This window comes from Variovorax sp. 679 (genome assembly GCF_003952185.1).
In the GTDB taxonomy this organism is placed as follows: Bacteria; Pseudomonadota; Gammaproteobacteria; order Burkholderiales; family Burkholderiaceae_C; genus Variovorax.
Window position 1 is genome coordinate 37,114 of sequence record NZ_RXFS01000006.1, and the last position, 20,623, is coordinate 57,736.

18 protein-coding genes are annotated in these 20,623 nt (G+C 68.1%); 10 read left to right on the forward strand and 8 right to left on the reverse strand.

The genetic code is table 11. The features are described 5' to 3' along the window. Positions 1 to 48 precede the first annotated feature (48 nt). The gene (locus EJO71_RS16015) at positions 49 to 621 is read right to left on the reverse strand and encodes a carboxymuconolactone decarboxylase family protein (RefSeq protein WP_125950073.1); all 573 of its coding nucleotides are present in this window, start codon (positions 619 to 621) and stop codon (positions 49 to 51) included. A 140-nt stretch (positions 622 to 761) separates the two neighbouring features. On the opposite strand from EJO71_RS16015, the gene EJO71_RS16020 reads away from it, so the two are divergent. Beyond that, complete coding sequence (locus tag EJO71_RS16020; RefSeq protein WP_125950072.1) at positions 762 to 1,079, forward strand: helix-turn-helix domain-containing protein; 318 nt, start codon at positions 762 to 764, stop codon at positions 1,077 to 1,079. Between the two features lie 34 nt (positions 1,080 to 1,113). Then, positions 1,114 to 2,367 (forward strand): cation:proton antiporter, encoded by a 1,254-nt coding sequence (locus EJO71_RS16025; protein WP_125950071.1) that lies wholly within the window; start codon positions 1,114 to 1,116, stop codon positions 2,365 to 2,367. On the opposite strand, the gene EJO71_RS16030 is transcribed toward EJO71_RS16025, so the two are convergent. Then, positions 2,364 to 3,698, reverse strand: coding sequence for a heavy metal sensor histidine kinase (locus EJO71_RS16030; RefSeq protein WP_125950070.1), 1,335 nt, complete (start codon positions 3,696 to 3,698; stop codon positions 2,364 to 2,366). The genes EJO71_RS16025 and EJO71_RS16030 overlap by 4 nt on opposite strands. Positions 3,699 to 3,795: 97 nt before the next feature. Next, a complete protein-coding gene (locus tag EJO71_RS16035) occupies positions 3,796 to 4,473 on the reverse strand; it encodes a heavy metal response regulator transcription factor (RefSeq protein ID WP_125950069.1) in 678 nt (225 codons plus the stop codon). Between the two features lie 161 nt (positions 4,474 to 4,634). Here EJO71_RS16035 and czcI point away from each other — a divergent pair, with 161 nt between their 5' ends. The 6 genes from czcI to EJO71_RS16065 all read left to right on the forward strand — a co-directional run bounded on the left by czcI (position 4,635) and on the right by EJO71_RS16065 (position 12,502). Continuing rightward, entirely contained in the window at positions 4,635 to 5,009 is a 375-nt protein-coding gene (gene czcI, locus EJO71_RS16040) for a cation efflux protein, CzcI family (protein WP_125950068.1), read from the forward strand. Between the two features lie 99 nt (positions 5,010 to 5,108). Beyond that, on the forward strand, positions 5,109 to 6,479 hold the full coding sequence (locus EJO71_RS16045; RefSeq protein WP_125950067.1) for a TolC family protein: 1,371 nt from the start codon (positions 5,109 to 5,111) through the stop codon (positions 6,477 to 6,479). Positions 6,480 to 6,505: 26 nt separating this feature from the next. After that, positions 6,506 to 7,906, forward strand: a complete 1,401-nt coding sequence (locus EJO71_RS16050; protein ID WP_125950066.1) for an efflux RND transporter periplasmic adaptor subunit — start codon at positions 6,506 to 6,508, stop codon at positions 7,904 to 7,906. Positions 7,907 to 7,916: 10 nt separating this feature from the next. Beyond that, positions 7,917 to 11,138, forward strand: coding sequence for a CusA/CzcA family heavy metal efflux RND transporter (locus EJO71_RS16055; protein WP_125950065.1), 3,222 nt, complete (start codon positions 7,917 to 7,919; stop codon positions 11,136 to 11,138). Beyond that, positions 11,128 to 12,039: a cation diffusion facilitator family transporter gene (locus tag EJO71_RS16060; protein WP_125950064.1), complete on the forward strand. Its 912-nt coding sequence runs from the start codon at positions 11,128 to 11,130 to the stop codon at positions 12,037 to 12,039. Before EJO71_RS16055 ends, EJO71_RS16060 begins: the two co-directional genes overlap by 11 nt. 82 nt (positions 12,040 to 12,121) lie before the next feature. Then, positions 12,122 to 12,502, forward strand: coding sequence for a hypothetical protein (locus EJO71_RS16065; RefSeq protein WP_125950063.1), 381 nt, complete (start codon positions 12,122 to 12,124; stop codon positions 12,500 to 12,502). Between the two features lie 9 nt (positions 12,503 to 12,511). Here EJO71_RS16065 and mog read toward each other — a convergent pair whose 3' ends face one another. Together mog and yjgA are read right to left on the reverse strand one after the other, a co-directional pair. After that, positions 12,512 to 13,108 (reverse strand): molybdopterin adenylyltransferase, encoded by a 597-nt coding sequence (mog, locus tag EJO71_RS16070; protein WP_125950062.1) that lies wholly within the window; start codon positions 13,106 to 13,108, stop codon positions 12,512 to 12,514. Further along, a complete protein-coding gene (gene yjgA, locus EJO71_RS16075) occupies positions 13,105 to 13,761 on the reverse strand; it encodes a ribosome biogenesis factor YjgA (RefSeq protein ID WP_125950061.1) in 657 nt (218 codons plus the stop codon). Before yjgA ends, mog begins: the two co-directional genes overlap by 4 nt. Positions 13,762 to 13,858: 97 nt before the next feature. Between yjgA and pmbA the strand changes: the two genes are divergently transcribed. Both pmbA and EJO71_RS16085 read left to right on the forward strand, forming a co-directional pair. Continuing rightward, on the forward strand, positions 13,859 to 15,229 hold the full coding sequence (gene pmbA, locus EJO71_RS16080; protein ID WP_125950060.1) for a metalloprotease PmbA: 1,371 nt from the start codon (positions 13,859 to 13,861) through the stop codon (positions 15,227 to 15,229). 48 nt (positions 15,230 to 15,277) lie between these two features. Next, positions 15,278 to 16,225 (forward strand): AraC family transcriptional regulator, encoded by a 948-nt coding sequence (locus tag EJO71_RS16085; RefSeq protein ID WP_125950059.1) that lies wholly within the window; start codon positions 15,278 to 15,280, stop codon positions 16,223 to 16,225. 16 nt (positions 16,226 to 16,241) lie between these two features. Here the strand turns inward: EJO71_RS16085 and EJO71_RS16090 are convergent, their stop codons facing one another. The 3 genes from EJO71_RS16090 to EJO71_RS16100 all read right to left on the reverse strand — a co-directional run bounded on the left by EJO71_RS16090 (position 16,242) and on the right by EJO71_RS16100 (position 20,234). After that, positions 16,242 to 17,465, reverse strand: coding sequence for an MFS transporter (locus EJO71_RS16090; protein WP_125950058.1), 1,224 nt, complete (start codon positions 17,463 to 17,465; stop codon positions 16,242 to 16,244). 8 nt (positions 17,466 to 17,473) lie between these two features. After that, entirely contained in the window at positions 17,474 to 18,340 is an 867-nt protein-coding gene (locus EJO71_RS16095; RefSeq protein ID WP_125950057.1) for an alpha/beta hydrolase, read from the reverse strand. A gap of 172 nt (positions 18,341 to 18,512) precedes the next feature. After that, entirely contained in the window at positions 18,513 to 20,234 is a 1,722-nt protein-coding gene (locus EJO71_RS16100; protein ID WP_125950056.1) for a M4 family metallopeptidase, read from the reverse strand. Positions 20,235 to 20,623: the final 389 nt, after the last annotated feature.

A 20,623-nucleotide genomic window follows, 5' to 3' on the forward strand; every position in this document is an offset into this window, starting at 1 on the left:
GCATGCCCGCCACTGGCGGAGGTTAGCGCATCGCGATGTGCCGTTGTTTCACCAGCGTGCAGCCCATTTCTCCAGCGGCACGCGCGCCGCATTGCACACATAGCTCACCGAGTGATACCAGCCCGCGAGCATCATCAGCTCGATCAGCTGGGCGTGGCTCCAGTGTGCGTTCAGTGCCTCCCAAAGGGTGTCGTCCACGTCGCCGGTGTCGTGGAGCTGGTCGACCATCGACACCAGCAGCCGGTCACGCGGTGCGAGCAGGGCGAGGTCGCCGTCCGCTGATGCCGTCACGCGCCGCTCCGTCTCGCCCAGGCCGGCTGCGTCGGCGAAGGCGGTCCAGTGCACGCCCCATTCGTATTCGGCGCCGCAGCGGGCGCAGACGCGCAGGATCACGATCTCGCGTTCGCGCAGGTTGATGCTCGCCTTGCGGCCCAGCAGGTGGCGGCCCAGGCCGAGCGTGGCCTCGGCCAGCCCCGGGTTCACCGCCATCACGCGGAACAGGGCCAGCATTTCGGGCGCCTGCGGTGGCGTCATGCGCTGGAGCAGTCCGCCGATGGGCTCGGGGTAGGGGGCTTCGAGCGGGGGGATTCGCGGCGTGCGGGTCGGGGTTGCGTCGATCAAGGGATGCTCCTTCGATGAAAGGCTTGAAACCTGGGGACTGAAATCGCTACGGAAAGCGTAGCGATCGAACGGAGTCTATCGCTACGAAATGCGTAGCGCAAGCGCGTACACTCGGCCATCGATCACCCGAGAGACAACGCATGGAAGAAGCACAACCCACTGCATCGCGCCGACCCATCATGCGGCTGCTGGAGCAGCTCGGCCGCAAGGGCACGCTGCGCATCGTCTGGGAGCTGCGCGACGGCATGCCGCAGAGCTTCAGGGCGCTGCGCGTGAGCACGGACGACATGTCGCCCTCGGTGTTGAACGACCGGCTCAAGGAGCTGCGCGCGGCCGGCGTGGTCGAGCTCGGCGACGCGGGCTATGCGCTCACCGAGTCGGGCGGCGAGCTGGTCAAGCGCCTCACGCCTCTGAACCAGTGGGCGAACCGCTGGCTCGGTGACGCTGCTTCAAACTAACATCGGCCGCATTTCCTCTCCGACCCGTTGCCAGATGTCCGTCACTTCGCTCCTGCTGCAGCTCATCGTGATCCTCGCGACCGCGCGCCTGTGTGGATGGGTGCTGCGGCATGTGGGCCAGCCCGGCGTGGTCGGCGAGATGGCGGCGGGGCTGATGCTCGGGCCGGTCGTGATGGGCGCTCTGTTTCCCTCGCTGCATGCGCAGCTCTTCTCGAAGGAGTCGCTGCAGGGGCTCTCTTCGCTCTCGACGCTGGGGCTGGTGCTGTTCATGTTCGTGGTCGGCCTGGAACTCCGGGCCTCGCAGGGCGTGCGCGAGCAGCTTCGCTCGGCGGGCTACGTGGGTGTGCTGAGCGTGGTCGTGCCGATGGCGCTGGGCATCGCCATTGCGCCGGCGCTGCATCCCACGCTGGCGCCGGCAGGCGTCGGCTTCTGGCCCTTCGCGCTGTTCATCGCGGCGGCGCTGTCGATCACGGCCTTTCCCGTGATGGCGCGCATCCTGAAGGACCGAGGCATGACGCGCACGCCCTTCGGACAGCTGTCGCTGGGTGCGGCGGCCGTGGTCGATGTGTTCGCCTGGATCCTCCTGGCCTTCGTGGTCGCGCTGGTCGGTGCGGGCGAGGGCTACCAGGGCCTGCTGAAGACCACGCTGGGCATGGCGGTGGTGCTGCTGGCGCTGTTCTTCGGGCTCAAGCCGGCCTTCGCACGGCTGCTGCGCGCCAAGGCGCCCGAAGGCGAGCCCACGACCACCGTGATGGCGGCGCTGATGCTCGGCCTGCTGGCAACGGCGCTGGTCACCGAGTGGCTGCACCTGCACGCGGTGTTCGGCGCCTTCCTGTTCGGCGCCTGCCTGCCGCGCGACGACCGGCTGCTGAAGTCGCTCACGGAGCGCATCGAGCCGATTTCCATCGTCGTGCTGATGCCGCTCTTCTTCGCGCTGGCGGGGCTGGGCACCACCGCCAATGCCTTCTCGGGCGCCAGCCTTGGTGCAATGCTGTTGATCGTGGGCGTCGCCACCGTGGGCAAGATCGCCGGCGGCGCGGTCGGCGCGCGCATGGCGGGCTACGGCTGGCGCGACAGCCTGGCCACCGGCTCGCTCATGAATGCGCGCGGGCTGATGGAGCTCATCGTCATGAAGATCGGCCTCGACGCAGGACTGATCGGCCCCGAGCTGTTCACGATGCTGCTGGTGATGGCGCTCGTGACCACGGCCATGACGGGGCCGCTGATCAATCTCTTCATCGGCCGCAAGGCGGTAGTCGCGGCCGACGCCGCGCACGCCAAGCCCTAGCCGCCGTTGTTGCTGTTGCGCACGGTGAAGCCGATGCGTGTCTCGCCGCCGTGGCTGGCCGCGAACACACGCCCGCCGTGCATGCGCGCGATGGCTTCCACGATGGACAAACCCAGGCCGTGGTGCCGGGTCGAGCCGTCGCGGGCCTGCGCCGCGCGGTAGAAACGCTCGAACAGGCGGGGCAGGGCGGCAGGGTCGATCGGCGCGCCACGGTTGACGACCGCGACGGTGAACTCTTCGCTGTTTTCCTCTCCGATCTCGATGCGAATAGTCGAAGCCGGCTCGGCGAAGCGGATCGCGTTGCCCAGCAGGTTGAAGAGCGCACGCCGGACCAGTGCCGCATCGACGTCGGCCATGGCGTCGCCGCGCACCTCGGCGCGCAGGCCGGCTTCTTCCAGCATCGCGTCGTAGAAGTCGATCACGTCGGCGGCCTGCGCCGCCAGGCTGGTCACCGCCCGCTTACGCATCGGCGCGCCGCGCTCGGCCTGCGAGAGAAACAGCATGTCGGTGACGATGCCCGAGAGCCGCCCGACCTCTTCGAGATTGGACGCGAGCACGGTCTGCAGCTCCTCGTTGCTGCGCGGCCGCGTGAGCGCGAGTTCGGTGGAGCCGATCAGGTTGGCCAGCGGCGTGCGCAGCTCGTGCGCCACGTCGGCGTTGAAGGATTCGAGCTGCACGTAGGCGCGCTGCACGCGCAGCAGCAGCGCGTTGAACTGTGTGATCCAGGGGCGAAGCTCTTCCGCGAAGGCCGCGGCGTCGATGGGCTGGTTGGCCTTGTCGGGCGCCATGGCCGCTGTGCGCTCGGTGAGCGTCTTCAGCGGTTTCAGGCCCCGCCTTACCAGCCACATGCCCGTGAGCGACACCAGCGCCGTGCCCAGCACCACGGCACCCAGCAGCGTCCAGGCCAGCCGGCGCAGCAGCTGCATCTCCTGCGCGGTGTTCACGCCGATGCGCACCGAGAGCTGCGTGGTGGCGCCGGCCTGCGTCCAGGGTATTTCCACGTCGCGCAGCATCCAGCGGCCGCCCTCGGCGGGCCTCGATTCGAAGAGCTGCCTGCCGCCGGCCGAGATCGACAGCCTCACGTCGTCCTGCATGGAGAAGAAGTCTTCGAGCTTGTGCCGCAGGAAGGCGAGGTCACCGCCTTTCTCGGCCTCGGTCAGCAGGTGCTGCACGAGCACTGCCTTGTGGTCGAGCTCTTCCTCCTGCTTCTGCCCGAAGTTCCAGGCCGTGACGAGGTAGATGGCGAAGCAGATCACGCTGAGCCCGAACAGGGTCTGCGCGGCGAACCAGAGCGATAGTCGGCTTTGGAGGGATTGGGGCCGGGGGCTCATTCGTGGAATGCCGCGGAACCGGCTTTGCCGGGCTGCGCGCATCGCCCCCGGCGAGGAGGAAGGAGGCCACACGAAGCGGGCAAGCCTGGAGGACAGCTCATGACCAGGAGCGGTCTTCCAGCACGTAGCCCATGCCGCGCACCGTGTGCAGCAGCTTCACCTCGAACGGGTCGTCGAGCTTGCTGCGCAGGCGACGGATGGCCACTTCCACCACGTTGGTGTCGCTGTCGAAGTTCATGTCCCACACCTGCTCGGCGAGCGTGGTGCGCGAGAGGATCTGCCCGCGCCGGCGCAGCAGCACCAGCAGCAGCGTGAATTCCTTGGCCGTCAGGTCAAGCCGCGTGCGGTTGCGGATGCACTTGCGGCTGACGAGGTCGACCTCCAGGTCGGCCAGCCGCAGCACGGTGGATTCCTGCGGCTTGCCCCGGCGCAGCAGCGCCTGCACGCGCGCCAGCAGCTCGGAGAAGGAGAAGGGCTTGACGAGGTAATCGTCGGCGCCCTGCTGCAGGCCCTGCACGCGGTCTTCGACCTTGTCGCGCGCCGTGAGCACCAGCACAGGCACGTTCTTGGTGCGTCGGATGGCCTGCAGCACGGCGAAGCCGTCGATGCCGGGGAGCATCACGTCGAGCAGGATCAATGCGTAATCGCCCTCCGTGGCGAGGTACTTGCCTTCGATGCCGTCGCGGGCGATGTCCACGACGTAACCGTTCTCCTCCAGGCCTTTTTTGAGGTAGTCGCCCAGCTTGGGCTCGTCTTCGATGACAAGGATTCGCATTGCCAGATGGTAGCGAAGCACTTTCCATACGCGGGTTACGTTTTGGTAATCCTATTGACGGACAAAGCCCCGCCCGGGTGTCATACAGTGCGCCGGGCCTGCAGTTCGCAGGGCCATTGCCGGAAAGCCCGGCACACACCGTCGATATACTTTTTGCCTCCATGCGCCGCTGGTTCCTCATCTTCATGCTCGTCCTGCTGCCGTTCCAGTTCAGCTGGGCGTCGGCATCGGCGTATTGCCAGCATGAGCGAGACAGCCGGCCCGATCACTGGGGCCACCACGAAAGCGAAACCCGCGGCACCGACCGCAGCCACAGCGGCGAGGGCGCGCAGAAGAACTCCAGCACCCAGCCCAACGCCGTGGTCGGCGACTGCGCGGTCTGCCATTTCGGCCACGCCCAGCACGCCGATGCGCTGAGCGAGCCGGTGGAGTCCGTGGCGCGTGCGGCCCAGCCGTTGCGCGCGACGCCCGACGAGCGTTTCGCCTCGCATGTCTCCGACGTTCCGGTCCGTCCCGACTGGTCTCTCGCCTCCTGATTCGGCGAGAGAACACAACCCCTTCCTGATACCCACCATCAGCTAGCCGAGCTCTCGCCGAATTCGTCCGTCCGTTGTTTTGCAACCCAGGAGAATTCGATGCGCACGCTCTTCGTGCCGCTGGCCGTCTTGGCCATGGCGGCGCCCCCGGCTTTTTCGCAGGTCGCCCAGGCCTCCGCCGGTTCCCGATATTCACAACCCGCGCAACCCGCGCAACCGGCGCAACCGGCGCAATCCGGCCCGGCCGCCCGCGTGCTGGAGCCGGCCGGCCCGCTGACGCTGCGCAATGCCGTCTCGATGGCGCTGCAGGCCAACCCCGGCCTGTCTTCCGCATTGCGCGAGCAGGAGGCCACCGAGGCCGCCATCGTCCAGGCCGGCGCCTGGCCCAACCCCACGCTCGGCGCGCAGCTCGAAGACCTGCGCCGCGACAACCGCACCACCACGCTGCAGCTGAGCCAGCCCATCGAGCTGGGCGGCAAGCGCACGGCCCGGGTGACGGCGGCCGAGCGCGCCCGCGACCAGGCCACGTCGGCGCTGGCCGGTCGCCGCGCCGAGATCCGCGCGGCCACCGTCACCGCCTTTTTCGACGTGCTGACCGCGCAGGAGCGCCTGCGGCTCGCGCAGGACTCCGTGGGCCTCGCGCAGACGGCCACGCGCGCGGCGACCAACCGTGTTGCGGCCGGCAAGGTATCGCCTCTGGAGGAAACCAAGGCGCGCGTGGCCGAGGCAGGCATCCGGGTCGAGCTCATGCAGGCCGAGGGCACGCTGCGTTCGGCGCGCCAGCAGCTGGCCGCGCTGTGGGGCAACCCGGCGCCGCGCTTCACGCAGGTGGATGGCGCGGTCGACCAGCTGCCGGCGATGGCTTCGGCGCAGGACGTGGCCAGCCGCATGGCCGAGGCGCCGGTGGTGCGGCAGGCGAGGCTCGAGGTCGAGCGGCGCAAGGCGCTGTCCGACCTAGAGCGGGCCCGCCGCATTCCCGACGTGACCGTCTCGCTCGGCGCCAAGCGCGTGCCGGCCTCCGATGGCGAGACCAGCAGCAGCCGGCGCAACCAGGTGGTTGTCGGCCTCTCCGTGCCGCTGCCGATCTTCGACACCAATCGGGGCAACGTCGCCGAGGCGCTGAGTCGCGAGGAAAAGGCGCGCGACGACCTCGCCGTTGCCGAGCTGCAGCTGGGCACCGACGTGGCCCAGGCCACCGAGCGCCTGCGCTCGGCGCATGCCACTGCAGAGACGCTGCAGCGGGACGCGCTGCCTGGTGCCGAGAGCGCCTACAAGGCCGCCACCAAGGGCTTCGAGCTCGGCAAGTTCAGCTTCCTCGAAGCGCTCGATGCGCAGCGCACGCTGTTCCAGGTGCGCGCGCAATACCTGCTCGCGCTGGCCGACGCGCACCGCGCGGCCGGCGACCTCGACCGGCTGCTGGGCAACGAAGGCGACGAAATCTCTCCCGCGGCGGCGCCCGTCGCGCGCTGAAAAGCAAGCAAGGAATTCCACAGATCATGAACACAGAAGAACGCAAGACCTTCGCCGAGCGTGTCGGCAAGAAGCAGTTGATCGCCATCGCGGCCGTGCTCGTGCTCGGCGTGGGGGCCGGCGCGATGATCCTGCGCACATCGCCCGCCAAGCCCGAGGCGGCCGGCCATTCGGAGGCTGCCGGCCATGGCGACGGCGAGCACCACGAGGAAGAGGGTGGCAAGCAAGGCAAGGAAGAGGGCAAGGACCACGACCACAGCCATGGCGAAGCCAAGGGCCATGCCGACAACGAGCACCACGAGGAAGGCAAGGGCAAGGAAGAAGCCAAGGAGACGGGCGGCGAAAAGACCGCGGCGGCGGATGCGGCGAAGAAGGAGTCCGCTGCGCACAAGGAAGACGAGGAGAAGATCGCCTTCACCGACGAGCAGATCAAGACTTCCGACATCGCCATCGAGAACGCCGGCCCCGCGCGCATCAAGCTGTCGCTGCAGCTGCCCGGCGAGATCAAGTTCAACGAAGACCGCACGGCCCACGTGGTGCCGCGCGTGGCGGGCGTGGTCGACAGCGTGTCGGCCAACCTCGGCCAGCAGGTCAAGCGCGGCGAAGTGCTCGCGGTGCTGTCGAGCCCGGGGCTTTCCGAGCAGCGCAGCGGGTTGCAGTCGGCGCAGCGCCGGCTGGAGCTGGCCCGCTCCACCTACGAGCGCGAGAAGAAGCTGTGGGAGGAAAAGATCTCGCCGCAGCAGGACTACCTGCAGGCCCAGCAGGCCATGCAGGAAGCGCAGATCGCGGTGGCCAACGCCAACCAGAAGCTGCTGGCGCTGGGCGCCACGCCCGGCTCGTCGGCACTGGGCCGCTACGAGCTGCGCGCGCCCTTCGACGGCATGGTGGTCGAAAAGCACATCTCGCTCGGCGAATCGGTGGGCGAGGCCGTCAACGTCTTCACCATCTCCGACCTGTCGACCGTGTGGGCCGAGATCAGCGTGGCCGCCAACAACCTGAACCTGGTGCGCATCGGCGAGCAGGTGAAGATCCGCTCCAGCGCCTTCGACCAGACTGCCACCGGCAAGGTCTCGTACGTGGGCTCGCTGATCGGTGCGCAGACGCGCACTGCCACCGCGCGCGTCACGCTGACCAATCCGCAGGGCATCTGGCGCCCGGGCCTCTTCGTGAACGTCGAGCTGGTGGCCTCCGAGACGGAGGCGCCCGTGACCGTCGCGGCCGATGCGGTGCAGACCGTGGAAGAGAAGCCCACCGTGTTCCTGCGCGTGCCCGGCGGCTTCCTGCCGCAGCATGTTCAGACCGGACGCAGCGACGGCAAGCGCATCGAGATCGTCGGCGGGCTGAAGCCCGGCGCGGCCTATGCCGCCAGCGGCAGCTTCGTCGTGAAGTCGCAGCAGGGCAAGAGCTCGGCCACGCACACCCACTGAGGAAGCCCGCATGTTCGAACGAATCATCCGCTTCTCCATCGAGCAGCGCTGGCTGGTCCTGCTCGCCGTGTTCGGCATGGCGGCGCTCGGCATCTTCAGCTACCAGAAGCTGCCCATCGACGCCGTGCCCGACATCACCAACGTGCAGGTGCAGATCAACACCGCCGCGCCCGGCTACTCCCCGCTGGAGACCGAGCAGCGCGTGACCTACCCGATCGAGACCGTCATGGCCGGCTTGCCGGGCCTGCAGCAGACGCGTTCGCTGTCGCGCTACGGCCTCTCGCAGGTCACGGTGATCTTCAAGGACGGCACCGACATCTACTTCGCGCGGCAGCTCGTCAACGAGCGCATACAGTCCGCGCGGGAGAGCATGCCCCGCGGCATCTCGCCGGCGATAGGGCCGATTTCCACCGGCCTGGGCGAGATCTACCTCTGGACCGTCGAGGCCGAGGATGGCGCGAAGAAGGCCGACGGCAAGCCGTACTCGCCCACCGACCTGCGCGAGATACAGGACTGGATCATCAAGCCGCAGCTGCGCAACGTGCCGGGCGTGACAGAGATCAACTCCATCGGCGGCTTCGCCAAGGAGTTCCAGATCGCACCCGACCCGGCCAAGCTGCTGGCCCACGGCCTGACCATGGGCGACATCGTGCTCGCGCTGGAGCGCAACAACGCCAACGTAGGCGCGGGCTACATCGAGAAGCGCGGCGAGCAGTACCTCATTCGCGCGCCGGGGCAGGTGAAGTCGGCCGAGGACATCGGCAACGTCATCCTGGGCAACGCCAACGGCATTCCGCTGCGCGTGCAGGACGTGGCCGAGGTCGGCATCGGCAAGGAGCTGCGCACGGGCGCGGCCACCGACAACGGGCGCGAAGTGGTGCTGGGCACGGTGTTCATGCTGATCGGCGAGAACAGCCGCACCGTGTCGCAGGCCGTCGATAAAAAGATGCAGGAAATCAACCGCACGCTGCCCGCCGGCGTGAAGGCGGTGACGGTGTACGACCGCACGGTGCTGGTCGACAAGGCCATCGCCACGGTGAAGAAGAACCTGTTCGAGGGCGCGGTGCTGGTCATCGCGATCCTGTTCCTGTTCCTGGGCAACATCCGCGCGGCCATCATCACCGCGCTGGTGATCCCGCTGTCGATGCTCTTCACCTTCACCGGCATGGTGAACCAGAAGGTCAGCGCCAACCTCATGAGCCTTGGCGCTCTGGACTTCGGCATCATCATCGACGGTGCGGTGGTGATCGTGGAGAACTGCGTGCGAAGGCTGGCCCACGCGCAGGCCCACAAGGGCCGTCCGCTGACGCGCAGCGAGCGCTTCCACGAAGTGTTCGCGGCCTCGCAGGAGGCGCGCCGGCCGCTGTTGTTCGGCCAGCTGATCATCATGATCGTGTACCTGCCGATCTTTGCGCTCACGGGCGTCGAGGGCAAGCTGTTCCACCCGATGGCTTTCACCGTGGTGATCGCGCTGCTGGGCGCGATGATCCTGTCGATCACCTTCATCCCGGCGGCAGTGGCGCTGTTCATCGGCAACAAGGTCAGCGAGAAGGAAAACCGCCTGATGGCATGGGCCAAGCGCGGCTACGAGCCGCTGCTGGCGCGCGTCATGTCCGCCAAGCCGCTGGTCATCACCTTCGCGGCCGTTGCGGTGGTGCTGTCGGGCCTGCTGGCCACGCGGCTGGGCACCGAGTTCGTGCCGAGCCTGAGCGAAGGCGACTTCGCCATCCAGGCGCTGCGCATTCCGGGCACCAGCCTCACGCAGTCGGTCGAGATGCAGAAGCAGCTCGAAAGCACGCTGAAGGCGAAGTTTCCGGAGATCGAGCGCGTGTTCGCGCGCACCGGCACGGCCGAGATCGCTTCGGACCCGATGCCGCCGAACATCTCCGACGGCTACATCATGCTCAAGCCCGAGAGCGAATGGCCCAAGCCGCGCCGCACGCGCGCCGAGGTGCTCGCGGCGGTGCAGGAAGAAGTCGAGAAGCTGCCGGGCAACAACTACGAGTTCTCGCAGCCCATCCAGCTGCGCTTCAACGAGCTGATCTCGGGCGTGCGCAGCGACGTGGCGGTGAAGATCTTCGGCGATGACATGGACGTGCTGAACAAGACGGCGGCGGAAGTGTCCGGCGTGCTGGGCAAGATCGCCGGCGCGGCCGAGGTGAAGGTCGAGCAGACCACCGGCCTGCCGATGCTCACCGTGAACATCGACCGCAGCAAGACCGCGCGCTACGGCCTCAACGTGGGCGACGTGCAGGACGCGATCTCGGCCGCCGTCGGTGGGCGCGAGGCAGGCACGCTGTTCGACGGCGACCGGCGCTTCGACATCATCGTGCGCCTGCCCGAGAACCTGCGCACCGACCTCGAAGCGATCAAGCGACTGCCCGTGGCCCTGCCCAAGGGTGCGGGCGCCGAAGGACTGCGCACCAGCTTCATCCCGCTGGGCGAGGTGGCCACGCTCGACATCGCACCGGGCCCCAACCAGGTGAGCCGCGAGGACGGAAAGCGCCGCATCGTGGTCAGCGCCAACGTTCGCGGCCGCGACCTGGGCTCCTTCGTGGCCGAGGCTGAAGATGCCATGCGCAACGTGAAGATCCCCACCGGCTACTGGACCGTGTGGGGCGGGCAGTATGAGAACCTCGCCTCGGCCACGCAGCGGCTGCAGATCGTGGTGCCGGTGTCGCTGCTGCTGGTGTTCACGCTGCTGTTCGCGATGTTCGGCAACATCAAGGACGGCCTGCTGGTGTTCACCGGCATTCCGTTCGCGCTCACGGGCGGCATCGTGGCGCTGTGGATGCGCGGCATTCCGCTGTCGATCTCGGCGGCGGTGGGCTTCATCGCGCTGTCGGGCGTGGCGGTGCTCAACGGGCTGGTGATGATCTCGTTCATCCGCAACCTGCGCGAGGGCGGCCTGCCGCTGGACGAAGCGATACGGGAAGGCGCGCTCACGCGCCTGCGGCCGGTGCTGATGACGGCGCTGGTCGCATCGCTGGGCTTCGTGCCGATGGCCATCGCCACCGGCACAGGCGCCGAGGTGCAGCGGCCGCTGGCCACGGTGGTGATCGGCGGTATCCTGTCGTCCACCGCGCTGACGCTGCTGGTGCTCCCGCTGCTCTACCGCATCGCGCACCGTCGCGACGAAGACGAAGTGGAGGAGCCGGGCAAGGAGCAGCAGAGCCACGGCGCGCCGCTCGATCCTTCAGATCCTTCACTCCGGGGTTCCCATGGCACATGAGCATTCGCACGCCACCGGCGGCAACGAGAAGGCACTGCGCTGGGCGCTGCTGCTGACTTCGGTCTATCTCGTCGCCGAGGTGGTGGGCGGGCTGGTGTCGGGCAGCCTCGCGCTGCTGTCCGATGCCGCGCACATGTTCACCGACACGGTGGCGCTGGCGATCTCGCTGGCCGCCATCTGGATCGGCAAGCGGCCGGCCGACAGACGGCGCACCTTCGGCTACTACCGCTTCGAGATCCTGGCGGCGGTGTTGAATGCGGTGCTGCTGTTCTTCGTGGCGATCTACGTGCTGTACGAGGCCTACCGGCGCATTTCGGCGCCGGCCGAGATCCAGTCGACCATGATGCTGCTGGTGGCCACCGGCGGGCTGATCGTCAACCTCATCGGCATGCGGCTGCTGGCCTCCGGCAAGGACGAGAGCCTCAACGTGAAGGGCGCGTACCTGGAGGTGTGGGCCGACATGCTGGGCTCGGTGGGCGTGATCGTCGGGGCCATCGTGATCCGCTACACGGGCTGGGGCTGGGTCGATTCGGTGATCGCCGTGGCCATCGGTTTGTGGGTGCTGCCGCGCACCTGGCGCCTTTTGCGCGAGAGCCTCAACGTGCTGCTCGAAGGCGTGCCCGACGAGGTGGACCTGCCCGCCGTCGAAGGCGCGCTCCTGGGCAGCGAAGGCGTCGCGAGCCTGCACGACCTGCATGTGTGGGCGCTGTCCAGCGGCAAGGTGAGCCTGAGCGTGCACGTGGTGTGCACGCCGGAGACCGGCGACATGGCGCCTTTGACGCAACAGTTGCGCGCGATGCTGGCCGAGCGCTTCGACATCCACCACTCGACCGTGCAGGTCGAGCGGGTGCCCTGCGAGCAGGCTGCGGACAGCCACGGGTTCGGACCGACCCCGGCCTGAGTCCGAACCCCGAGGGGGAGGGGCGCTGCGGTCGCGCGGCGCCGATGTCGGACAATCTGCGCGATTCAAGACACGCAGATCGATGAGCAGCCACTCCAAGTCTTCTTCCGCATCGACCCGAACGGCCGAGGCTCGCGAGCCCAGGCGGCGCGCGATCCATGGAGGATCGTCCTCGCGGGCGCCCATGGCGTTCGACATCGGCGCGGTTGCGGCGCCTGCTGTGCCCCAGGTCCGGACCCGGACATGGCGCTCGACGGTGGTGGGTGCGGCGATCGGCTTCGGCATCGTGCTGGCGTTTGCCATGAAGTGGCTCATGAACTACCAGATCGACAGCGCGCAGGAACGCCACGAGCAGCAGAAGGCGATGCGCGCGGCCGCCGTACGCTGCTACGACCTGGCGTCGAACGCGGCGATCAATGCCTGCCTGAAGGACGTGGAAGCCAAGGGGCACCAAGCCCCGTAGAGGGCAGTTTCAGCGGGCGCGGATGGCCGACTTCGGCCGGAATGCCTTGCAGACCGAGTCGTCGGTCTCCAGATAAGGCCCGCCGATCAGGTCGATGCAATAGGGCACGGCCGCGAAGATGCCCGGCACCACCTGCACGCCTTCGGTGTCCTTCAGCCCCTCGAGCGTCTCGGCGATCGATTTGGGCTGACCGGGCAGGTTGATGATGAGGCTCCTGTCGCGGATCACCGCCACCTGCCGCGAGAGGATCGCAGTGGGCACGAAGCGCAGGCTGATCTGGCGCATCTGCTCGCCGAAGCCCGGCATTTCCTTGTGCGCCACGGCCAGCGTGGCTTCGGGCGTCACGTCGCGCAGGGCGGGGCCGGTGCCGCCGGTAGTCAGCACCAGCGAGCAGCCGGCGTCGACCAGCTCGATCAGCGTGGCGCTGATGCGCTCCGCCTCGTCGGGGATGAGGCGGGGTTCGAACTCGATGGGGTTCTTCAGCGCCCGGCCGAGCCATTCTTTCAGCGAGGGCAGGCCCTTGTCCTCGTAGGTGCCGCTGGAGGCGCGGTCGCTGATGGAGACGATGCCGATGCGGACCGGATCGAACGCACCTTCGCCGCTCATGCGTCTTCTTCCCGGTCTTGAGCGGCTGCGGCCGCTGCGTGGTCGGCGCCGCCGTGCACCGCCAGTTGGGCGCGCACCAGCTGGAACACCTCGCGGTAGGCCTTGCCCTGGCGCGGCGCTTCGCCGGCTGGGCCGGCCTTCATGTCCTTGCGGGCCTGCCGCACCAGGGCGCGCAGCTGCTGGGAGTCGGTGGCGGGATGGGTTTCGATCCAGCCGCCGAGGGCGTCGTCGTCGGCAATCAGCCGGTCGCGCCAGCGCTCGGCCTCGTGCAGGGCGGCGACTTCGGCCGCGGGCACGGTGTTCTGCTCGGACAGGGCCTGTTTCACGGCTTCGAGCACCTCGGGCTCCAGCTTGCGCATGAGCTTGCCGACGAACTGCATCTGGCGGCGCTTGCCCTCGAAATTGGTGATGCGCTTGGCTTCGGCGATGGCCTCGACCAGCTTCTCGTCGAGCTGGAGCGCGTCGAACAGGCCGGCGCGCAGCGTGAGCAGCTCGGCGCCCAGCTTCTGCAGTTCTTCGCTTTCGCGCTTGAGATCGGTGCGGCTGGCGTCGTCGGAGCCCTTGAGCTCGCGCTTGAGCTCGAGGTCGAGCTCGCTGCCTTCGGCCACGAAATGGCCGCGGACGTAATAGCCTTTTTTGGGTTTGCGGGACATGGGATGGATTCTGGGCCGCGCCGTGCAGCGTTGCAACGCGCGGCGGGAAGCTGGGGGGAAAACCGGAAATGGGGGGCGCAAGTATCATAGCCACCACATGACGACATCCTCCTCGCGCGCCGATTCCGGCTTCGCCTACAGCCGATCCTTCTTCGAAAACCTGGTCGACACGGCCCTGGCGCACGCCAGGAAGCTCGGTGCCACCGACGCCGGGGCCGAGGCCTCCGAGGGCTGCGGCCTGAGCGTCTCGGTGCGCAAGGGCGAGCTGGAGAACGTCGAGCGCAACCGCGACAAGTCGCTGGGCGTCACGGTCTACGTGGGCCATCGCCGCGGCAACGCCAGTACCTCCGATTTCTCCGAGGCGGCCATCGCCCAGACGGTGCAGGCGGCCTACGACATCGCCCGCTTCACCGCCGAAGACCCCGTCAGCGGCCTGCCGGACGAGGAAGACATCGCCAAGGAACACCCCGAGCTGGACCTGTTCCACCCCTGGGACGTGACCAGCGAGCAGGCCGCCAAACTGGCCCTGGAGTGCGAAGAGGCGGCGCTTTCGACCGACAAGCGCATCACCAACAGCGAGGGCGCGGGCGTCTCGGCCCAGCAGAGCCACTTCTTCAGTGCCCACACGCACGGTTTTCGCGGCGGCTATGCCAGTTCGCGGCACTCCATTTCGGTGGCGCCCATCGCCGGCAAGGGCGACGACATGCAGCGCGACGCCTGGTACAGCTCGATGCGCTCGGCCGACGAACTGGCCAGCCCGCAGGCCGTGGGCCGCTACGCCGCCGAGCGCGCGCTCAGCCGCCTGAAGTCGCGCAAGATCAAGACCACCGAATGCCCGGTGCTGTTCGAGTCGCCGCTGGCCGTGGGCCTGCTGGGCTCGCTGGTGCAGGCCGTGAGCGGCGGGTCGCTCTACCGCAAGAGCAGCTTCCTGCTCGATTCGCTGGGCAAGCCCGTGCTGCCCGCGCACGTCGACGTGGCCGAAGATCCGCACGTCCTGCGCGGCAAGGGCAGCGCCCCCTTCGACGACGAAGGCGTGACCACCCGGGCGCGCAAGGTGGTCGATGCCGGCCGCCTCGAAGGCTATTTCCTCTCGACCTATTCGGCCCGCAAGCTGGGCATGAAGACCACCGGCAACGCCGGCGGCTCGCACAACCTCACGCTCAGCTCGCGCCTGACGAAGCACACCGACGACCTCGACGCCATGCTCGCCAAGCTGGGCACGGGCCTGTTCGTGATCGAGCTGATGGGCCAGGGCGTGAACTACGTGACCGGCGACTACTCGCGCGGCGCCAGCGGCTTCTGGGTCGAGAAGGGCAAGATCGCCTTCCCGGTGCAGGAGATCACCATCGCCGGCAACCTGAAGGACATGCTGCTGGGTATTGAAGCCATCGGGGCGGATGCCTACACTTTCGGCGCCAAGACCACCGGATCGGTCCTGGTGAACCGCATGAAGGTCGCCGGCGCCTGAGGCCCTGAGGCCATTGCCGCCGGCTACCGCGCGAGGGCTTGTCGAACCATGAGGCACAACGCAGCGCGAAAACCGGAACTCGAGCACGAACTGATGCGCGACCCGCGGCTGGGCTTCGAGCCCGCGGGCGGCAGTTCGGTGCGCTGCCTCCAGCACGGCGTGCCGTGGCCCTTCGACTGCTGGCACTACCACGACGAATACGAGCTGCAGTGCATCAACCGCAGCAGCGGCGACGCTTTCGTGGGAGACCACATCGGCCGCTTCGAGCCCGGCTACGTGGCGCTGGTGGGCGCCCGGCTGCCCCACACCTGGATCTCGCACGACGTGCCGCCCGAGGGCATCACAGAGCGCAGCATGGTCATCCACTTCCGCGACGAGCCGCTGCGAAAGGGCACCGACCTGTTCCCCGAGCTGAACGCGGTGCTGCCGATGCTCGACCGGGCGAAACTGGGCATCGAGTTCTTCGGCATCCATTCGCTGGTGCGCGAACGTTTCCTGCGCGTGCAGGCGCAGGAGGGCATGGCCCGGCTGGCGGAGTTCATCGGCCTGCTGCACGAGTTGGCCCGCTGGCCCGACTGGCGCCAGATTTCCAGCACCGCCGACCCGGCCGGGGAAGACCCGAGCGCCAACACCCGCATGCGCCGCGTGCTCGACTACCTCGACCGGCACCTGACGGAGGAGCTCTCCCTGCCGGCCGTCTGCGCCGTGGCCAACATGGCCGAGAGCAGCTTCTCGCGCTGGTTCCACAGGCACATGGGCGCCACCTTCACCGACTTCGTCACGCGGCTGCGCGTGGCCAAGGCCTGCGAGATGCTGCAGGTGTCCGACCGGCTGGTGAGCGACATCTGCTACGAGGTGGGTTTCGCGAACCTCGCGAACTTCAACCGCCGCTTTCTCCAGCTAAAGGGCATGACGCCCTCGGCCTACCGGCAGCAGGCGCAGGACCGCTTCGGCTTGCGCACCGCGCAGAACACGCCGCTCGTCACGACGGCCTGAGCCTGCGTCTTGGGCATCACGGACTCGCGTCCTGCGGCGTCAGGTGCCGGGTCAGCGCCCAGAACACCAGCGCCACGGCGCTGACGAAGGCTCCGGCAATGCAGACGCCGTTCCAGCCCGCATGGGCGTACACCATCGTCGAGGCCATCGAGCCGGTGGCCGACCCGATGGAATAAAAGATCATGTACCCGGCGGTCAACCGGCTCTGCGCCTCGGGGCGCACGCGGTAGATCAGGCTCTGGTTGGCCACGTGCACCGACTGCAGGCCGAAGTCGATGGCGACCACGCCGGCCACCATCGCCCAGATGGACCACGGCAACATCGCGATGAGCGCCCACGACAGCAGCATCACGACCAGGCCGATGCAGGTGGTGCGCTGGGCGCGACCACGGTCCGACTGGCGGCCGGCGCGCGCGGCGCCTAGAGCACCGGCCGCGCCCGCGAGGCCGAACAGCCCCACCTGCGTGTGCGACAGCGAGAAGGGCGGCGCCGTCAGCGGCAGCACCATCGGCGTCAGCAGCATGGTGACGGCCATGAAGATCAGCATCGCGAGCACCGCGCGGATGCGCAGCACGGGCTCCTGCGCGAAGAGCGCGAACACCGAGCGGATCAGTTGCAGGTACGGGATGCCGGGCGCGGGCCGCGTGTTTGCCGGAAGCACCATCCACAGCAGGGCGGAGACCACCAGCGTGGCCGCCGCCGACGCAAGGTACACCGAGCGCCAGCCGAAGAGATCCGACAACGTCCCCGAGACCGCGCGCGCCAGCAGGATGCCGATGATGATGCCGCTGGTGACTGTGCCCACCACGCGGCCGCGTTCGCCCGGCGCGGCCATGCTCGCGGCGTAGGCGACCAGCACCTGCGTGACGACGGCCAGCACGCCCACGGCGGCCATCGCCGGCAGCAGGATCGACGCACGGGGCGCCAGCGCCACGGCCAGCAGCGCGACCACCGACAGCAGCGACTGCCCGACGATCAGCCGCCGCCGGTCGACGAGGTCACCCAGCGGAACCACCAGCAGCAGCCCGAGGCCGTAGCCGATCTGGGTGATGGTGATGACGATGCCGACCGTGGCGGGCCGGATGCCGAAGGTGTCGGCCAGCGTGTCCAGCAGCGGCTGGGCGTAGTAGACATTGGCCACCGCGAGCCCGCAGGCGACTGCGAACAGCAGCGCCAGGGCGCCCGATATCGACGGCTCGGGGCATGGCCGCGCCCCGGCCGCATCGACGTTCAACTCCATGACGGCCCTCAGGCGCTCAGTGCATCGTGGAAATGCTCGATGTGGGTGGCGATCACCTCGCCCAGCTCCTCGAGCGCGAAATGGCCGGTGTCGAGCAGCTTGAAGTCGACCTGCCTGAGGTCGCGCTGGTAGGGATAGGCGCCCGAGGGCGGAAAGATCACATCGTTGGCGCCCCAGACGATCAGCATCGGCGGCTGGTGCTGCCTGAAGTAGGCCTGCCAGGAGGGGTAGAGCGAGAGGTTGCTTCCGTAGTCGTACAGCAGCGCGGCCATCGCGTCCTTGTTGCCGGGGCGCGCGAGCAGGGCGCGCTGCAGCAGCCAGCTGTCGGGGTCGATGCGCTCCACGTCCTTCACGCCGTGGGTGTAGTTCCACGCCAGTGCCTCGTCGGACATCGCAGCCTCGCGGATGCGCGCGTAGTTGGCCGGCGACGGGTCGCGCCACAGCTCGCGGGCGAGGCCCCAGAAGTCGTCCGGCAGGCCTTCCTCGTAGGCGTTGGCGTTCTGCACCACGAGGAAGTCGACCTTTTCGGGGTGGCGGCTGGCCAGCCGGAATCCCACCGGGCCGCCGAAGTCCTGCATGTAGAGGCCGTAGCGCTCGAGGCCGAGCTGGCCAGTGAATTTCCCGACGATGTCGGCGAGATGGTCGAAGGTGTAGCTGAACTCCACGACCGAGGGCGCGTCGCTGTGCCCGAAGCCGGGGTAGTCCGGCGCGATGACGTGGAAGCGATGGGCCAGCCGCTCGATCAGCCCGCGGTACATGAAGGACGAGGCGGGAAAGCCGTGCAGCAGGAGCAGGGCGGGCAGCCTGGGGTCGCCTGCCTCGCGATAGAAGACCTTCAGGCCGTCGATGGTGGTGGTGCGGTAGTGGGTGGTCATGGCGGTTGTGGTTTCAAAAAAAGACCAGGCGGATTCTATCGATCTGGTTTTATGTTGCAACCGATAAGGGGAAACGGCCAAGCCATGCAGCAAGAGGCTGCGTTCATGGCGTCGGGAAGAAGGAGGCCGGCACCGTGGCGCGCCGGCTTCCGGTTCACCGCGTCAGCTCAGCTCACTGAACCGACACCGCGCTCCACGCGCGGCCCACTGCGGCCTGCTCCGCGGAGTTGGCACCGTAAAGATCCGCGGCGGCCCGCATCGATGCGGCACGGGCGTTCGGGTATGTCGAGCTGGAGTTCAGGTACACCGTCAGCGTGCGGTACCAGATCCGGCCGGCCTTGTCGCGGCCGATGCCCGACAGGCTCGTATCGCCGTTGCACACCAGGTCGTTTTTCGTCAGCCTGCTTTCGTCCGCGGGCACCACCGCACCTTCGGCCAGCAGGTAGAAGAAGCGGTTGCCCACGCCGGAGGTGAGGTGCGGGTCGTGGCGGGGATTCACCTGCGTGCTCTTGAACCCGCCCTGCGGATAGCAGACGTACGAACGCCCGTCGACATCCTGCTTGTACATCTTGCGCAGGCCGCCGGCCAGGATCCTCGCGCCGATGACGTAGTTGCCCGGATCGTTCGCGTTGTTCGCATGGAACTTGACGAGGGTTCCGAAGATGTCGGAGTTCGCCTCGTTCAGCCCGCCCGCGTCGCGCGAGTACGCGAGGTTCGCGGTGGCCTGGTTCACGCCGTGGCTCATCTCGTGCCCGGCGACGTCGATGGACACCACGGGCTTCGGCAGCGCGGTGCCCGGTTCCCCGTCGCCGTAGGCCATCATGCGGTACTCGCCCAGCCACGCGGCATTCGCCCCGGTGGTGGAGCCGTCGCGGTTGAGGAACAGCACATGCGCGTAGCTCTGCACGCCCTTGCCGTCGTTGAAGATGCCGTTGCGGCCGTGGGTGGTCTTGTAGTAGTCCCAGGTCTTGGCCAGGCCGTAGTTGATGTCGACCGCCACGGTCTTGCGATCGGTGGTGCTGCCGTTGCCCCACTTGTTGTCGGGGCTGGTGAAGGGCGCGAGGTCAGGCGAGTCCGCGAGGTCGGTGTACACGGCGTCGCGGCCGTCGATCACCTCGCCGCTGCCGCGTGTCGGGTCGACCATGCGATAGGCGTTGTTGCCGGTCTGGTCGGTGGTGATCTGCAGCTCGCCGTAGTACAGCGACTTGCCGGTGCCGGTTGCGGCCGCGGTGTGAATCAGGTCTTCGGAGTCCAGCAGCCTGCCGTCGTGCGCGTCGACGTAGTAGACGACGGCGCTTCCGTGCGCGGCGGTGGCCCTGCCATACACGCGCACCGCATAGGCGAGCACCGGCGCCTCGTCGCGCGCGAAGACGACCAGCTCGGGCGTGCCGTAGCGCGTTACCGCGCTGGCGAAGTTCTGCGCCGCGATGCTCTTCGCGCGCTCGGCGCCGATGTCGGGCGCGTTCCGGATCACGGTGCGCCCGTCGACCTTGGCCAGCGTCTCGGGCAGCGCGATGGCGCTCTTCTGCGTCAGGTCGGACTGCAGCAGCCGGCCCTTGCTCGAATGCACGATCACGTCGCCGCCGATCACGCGCAGGCCGTCGTGGTAGCGGTCGAAGCGCACGTGCTCGGTGCCGTCCTTGTCCACGATCACGTCGCGCGCCTTGAACTGGTCGCCGCCGGAAGGCAGCGCGGTCTTGCTCGCCGCACCTGATGCCGCCGCGCGGCCCTGAGAGGCGGCCGCGGGCGCCGCGACGCTGAAGCTCGACGGGTTGCTCTGGATCAGCTCCAGCGCGCGGTCGATCGCGGCTTGTCGGTCCGCCTCGGCGGCGAGGGCGACATGCCCCGCCACGGTCAGCACTGCCACTACGAGAACTCTGAGTCTGGTCTTCATAGGCATTCCTTGAAAGGTGATGTAAGGGGTAGACACATACCGGCCCGACCGACGCTTGTGGCAGCGGCCATTGGCCGGGCGCATTAGAGCCGGGATGCAACGGAGCGTCGATACGCGGGAAGTAGTCGATCCGGAGGAATTTCCGCGTGCGCGCGGGCGGCCTTCACACCTTCGTTTTGCTATCGATACGAAGGGGGTACTGGCGCGATGGAAGGCAACGCATCGGGCAAACCCTATGCGGGTTGTTCGGACAGCCGGGCAACCGATACGCATCTGCCCCCGGCAAAACCCCGAGCCGGCTGGTCATGAAAATACCAGTGCCCCGGCTCGCGTGTACGCGGCGCCGGGCCGCCGGTGCCTACGCTTCGTCCCACCTGTTTCCGCCGCGA

What these genes read in the sequence shown, in the direction of transcription:
- EJO71_RS16045 (WP_125950067.1), top strand. Translation starts at nt 5,109, where the DNA reads ATGCGCACGCTCTTCGTGCCGCTGGCCGTCTTGGCCATGGCGGCGCCC.
- pmbA (WP_125950060.1), top strand. Translation starts at nt 13,859, where the DNA reads ATGACGACATCCTCCTCGCGCGCCGATTCCGGCTTCGCCTACAGCCGA.
- EJO71_RS16055 (WP_125950065.1), top strand. Translation starts at nt 7,917, where the DNA reads ATGTTCGAACGAATCATCCGCTTCTCCATCGAGCAGCGCTGGCTGGTC.
- EJO71_RS16025 (WP_125950071.1), top strand. Translation starts at nt 1,114, where the DNA reads ATGTCCGTCACTTCGCTCCTGCTGCAGCTCATCGTGATCCTCGCGACC.
- czcI (WP_125950068.1), top strand. Translation starts at nt 4,635, where the DNA reads ATGCGCCGCTGGTTCCTCATCTTCATGCTCGTCCTGCTGCCGTTCCAG.
- EJO71_RS16020 (WP_125950072.1), top strand. Translation starts at nt 762, where the DNA reads ATGGAAGAAGCACAACCCACTGCATCGCGCCGACCCATCATGCGGCTG.
- mog (WP_125950062.1), bottom strand. Translation starts at nt 13,108, where the DNA reads ATGAGCGGCGAAGGTGCGTTCGATCCGGTCCGCATCGGCATCGTCTCC.
- EJO71_RS16085 (WP_125950059.1), top strand. Translation starts at nt 15,278, where the DNA reads ATGAGGCACAACGCAGCGCGAAAACCGGAACTCGAGCACGAACTGATG.
- EJO71_RS16060 (WP_125950064.1), top strand. Translation starts at nt 11,128, where the DNA reads ATGGCACATGAGCATTCGCACGCCACCGGCGGCAACGAGAAGGCACTG.
- EJO71_RS16030 (WP_125950070.1), bottom strand. Translation starts at nt 3,698, where the DNA reads ATGAGCCCCCGGCCCCAATCCCTCCAAAGCCGACTATCGCTCTGGTTC.
- EJO71_RS16050 (WP_125950066.1), top strand. Translation starts at nt 6,506, where the DNA reads ATGAACACAGAAGAACGCAAGACCTTCGCCGAGCGTGTCGGCAAGAAG.
- EJO71_RS16100 (WP_125950056.1), bottom strand. Translation starts at nt 20,234, where the DNA reads ATGAAGACCAGACTCAGAGTTCTCGTAGTGGCAGTGCTGACCGTGGCG.
- EJO71_RS16035 (WP_125950069.1), bottom strand. Translation starts at nt 4,473, where the DNA reads ATGCGAATCCTTGTCATCGAAGACGAGCCCAAGCTGGGCGACTACCTC.
- yjgA (WP_125950061.1), bottom strand. Translation starts at nt 13,761, where the DNA reads ATGTCCCGCAAACCCAAAAAAGGCTATTACGTCCGCGGCCATTTCGTG.
- EJO71_RS16095 (WP_125950057.1), bottom strand. Translation starts at nt 18,340, where the DNA reads ATGACCACCCACTACCGCACCACCACCATCGACGGCCTGAAGGTCTTC.
- EJO71_RS16090 (WP_125950058.1), bottom strand. Translation starts at nt 17,465, where the DNA reads ATGGAGTTGAACGTCGATGCGGCCGGGGCGCGGCCATGCCCCGAGCCG.
- EJO71_RS16065 (WP_125950063.1), top strand. Translation starts at nt 12,122, where the DNA reads ATGAGCAGCCACTCCAAGTCTTCTTCCGCATCGACCCGAACGGCCGAG.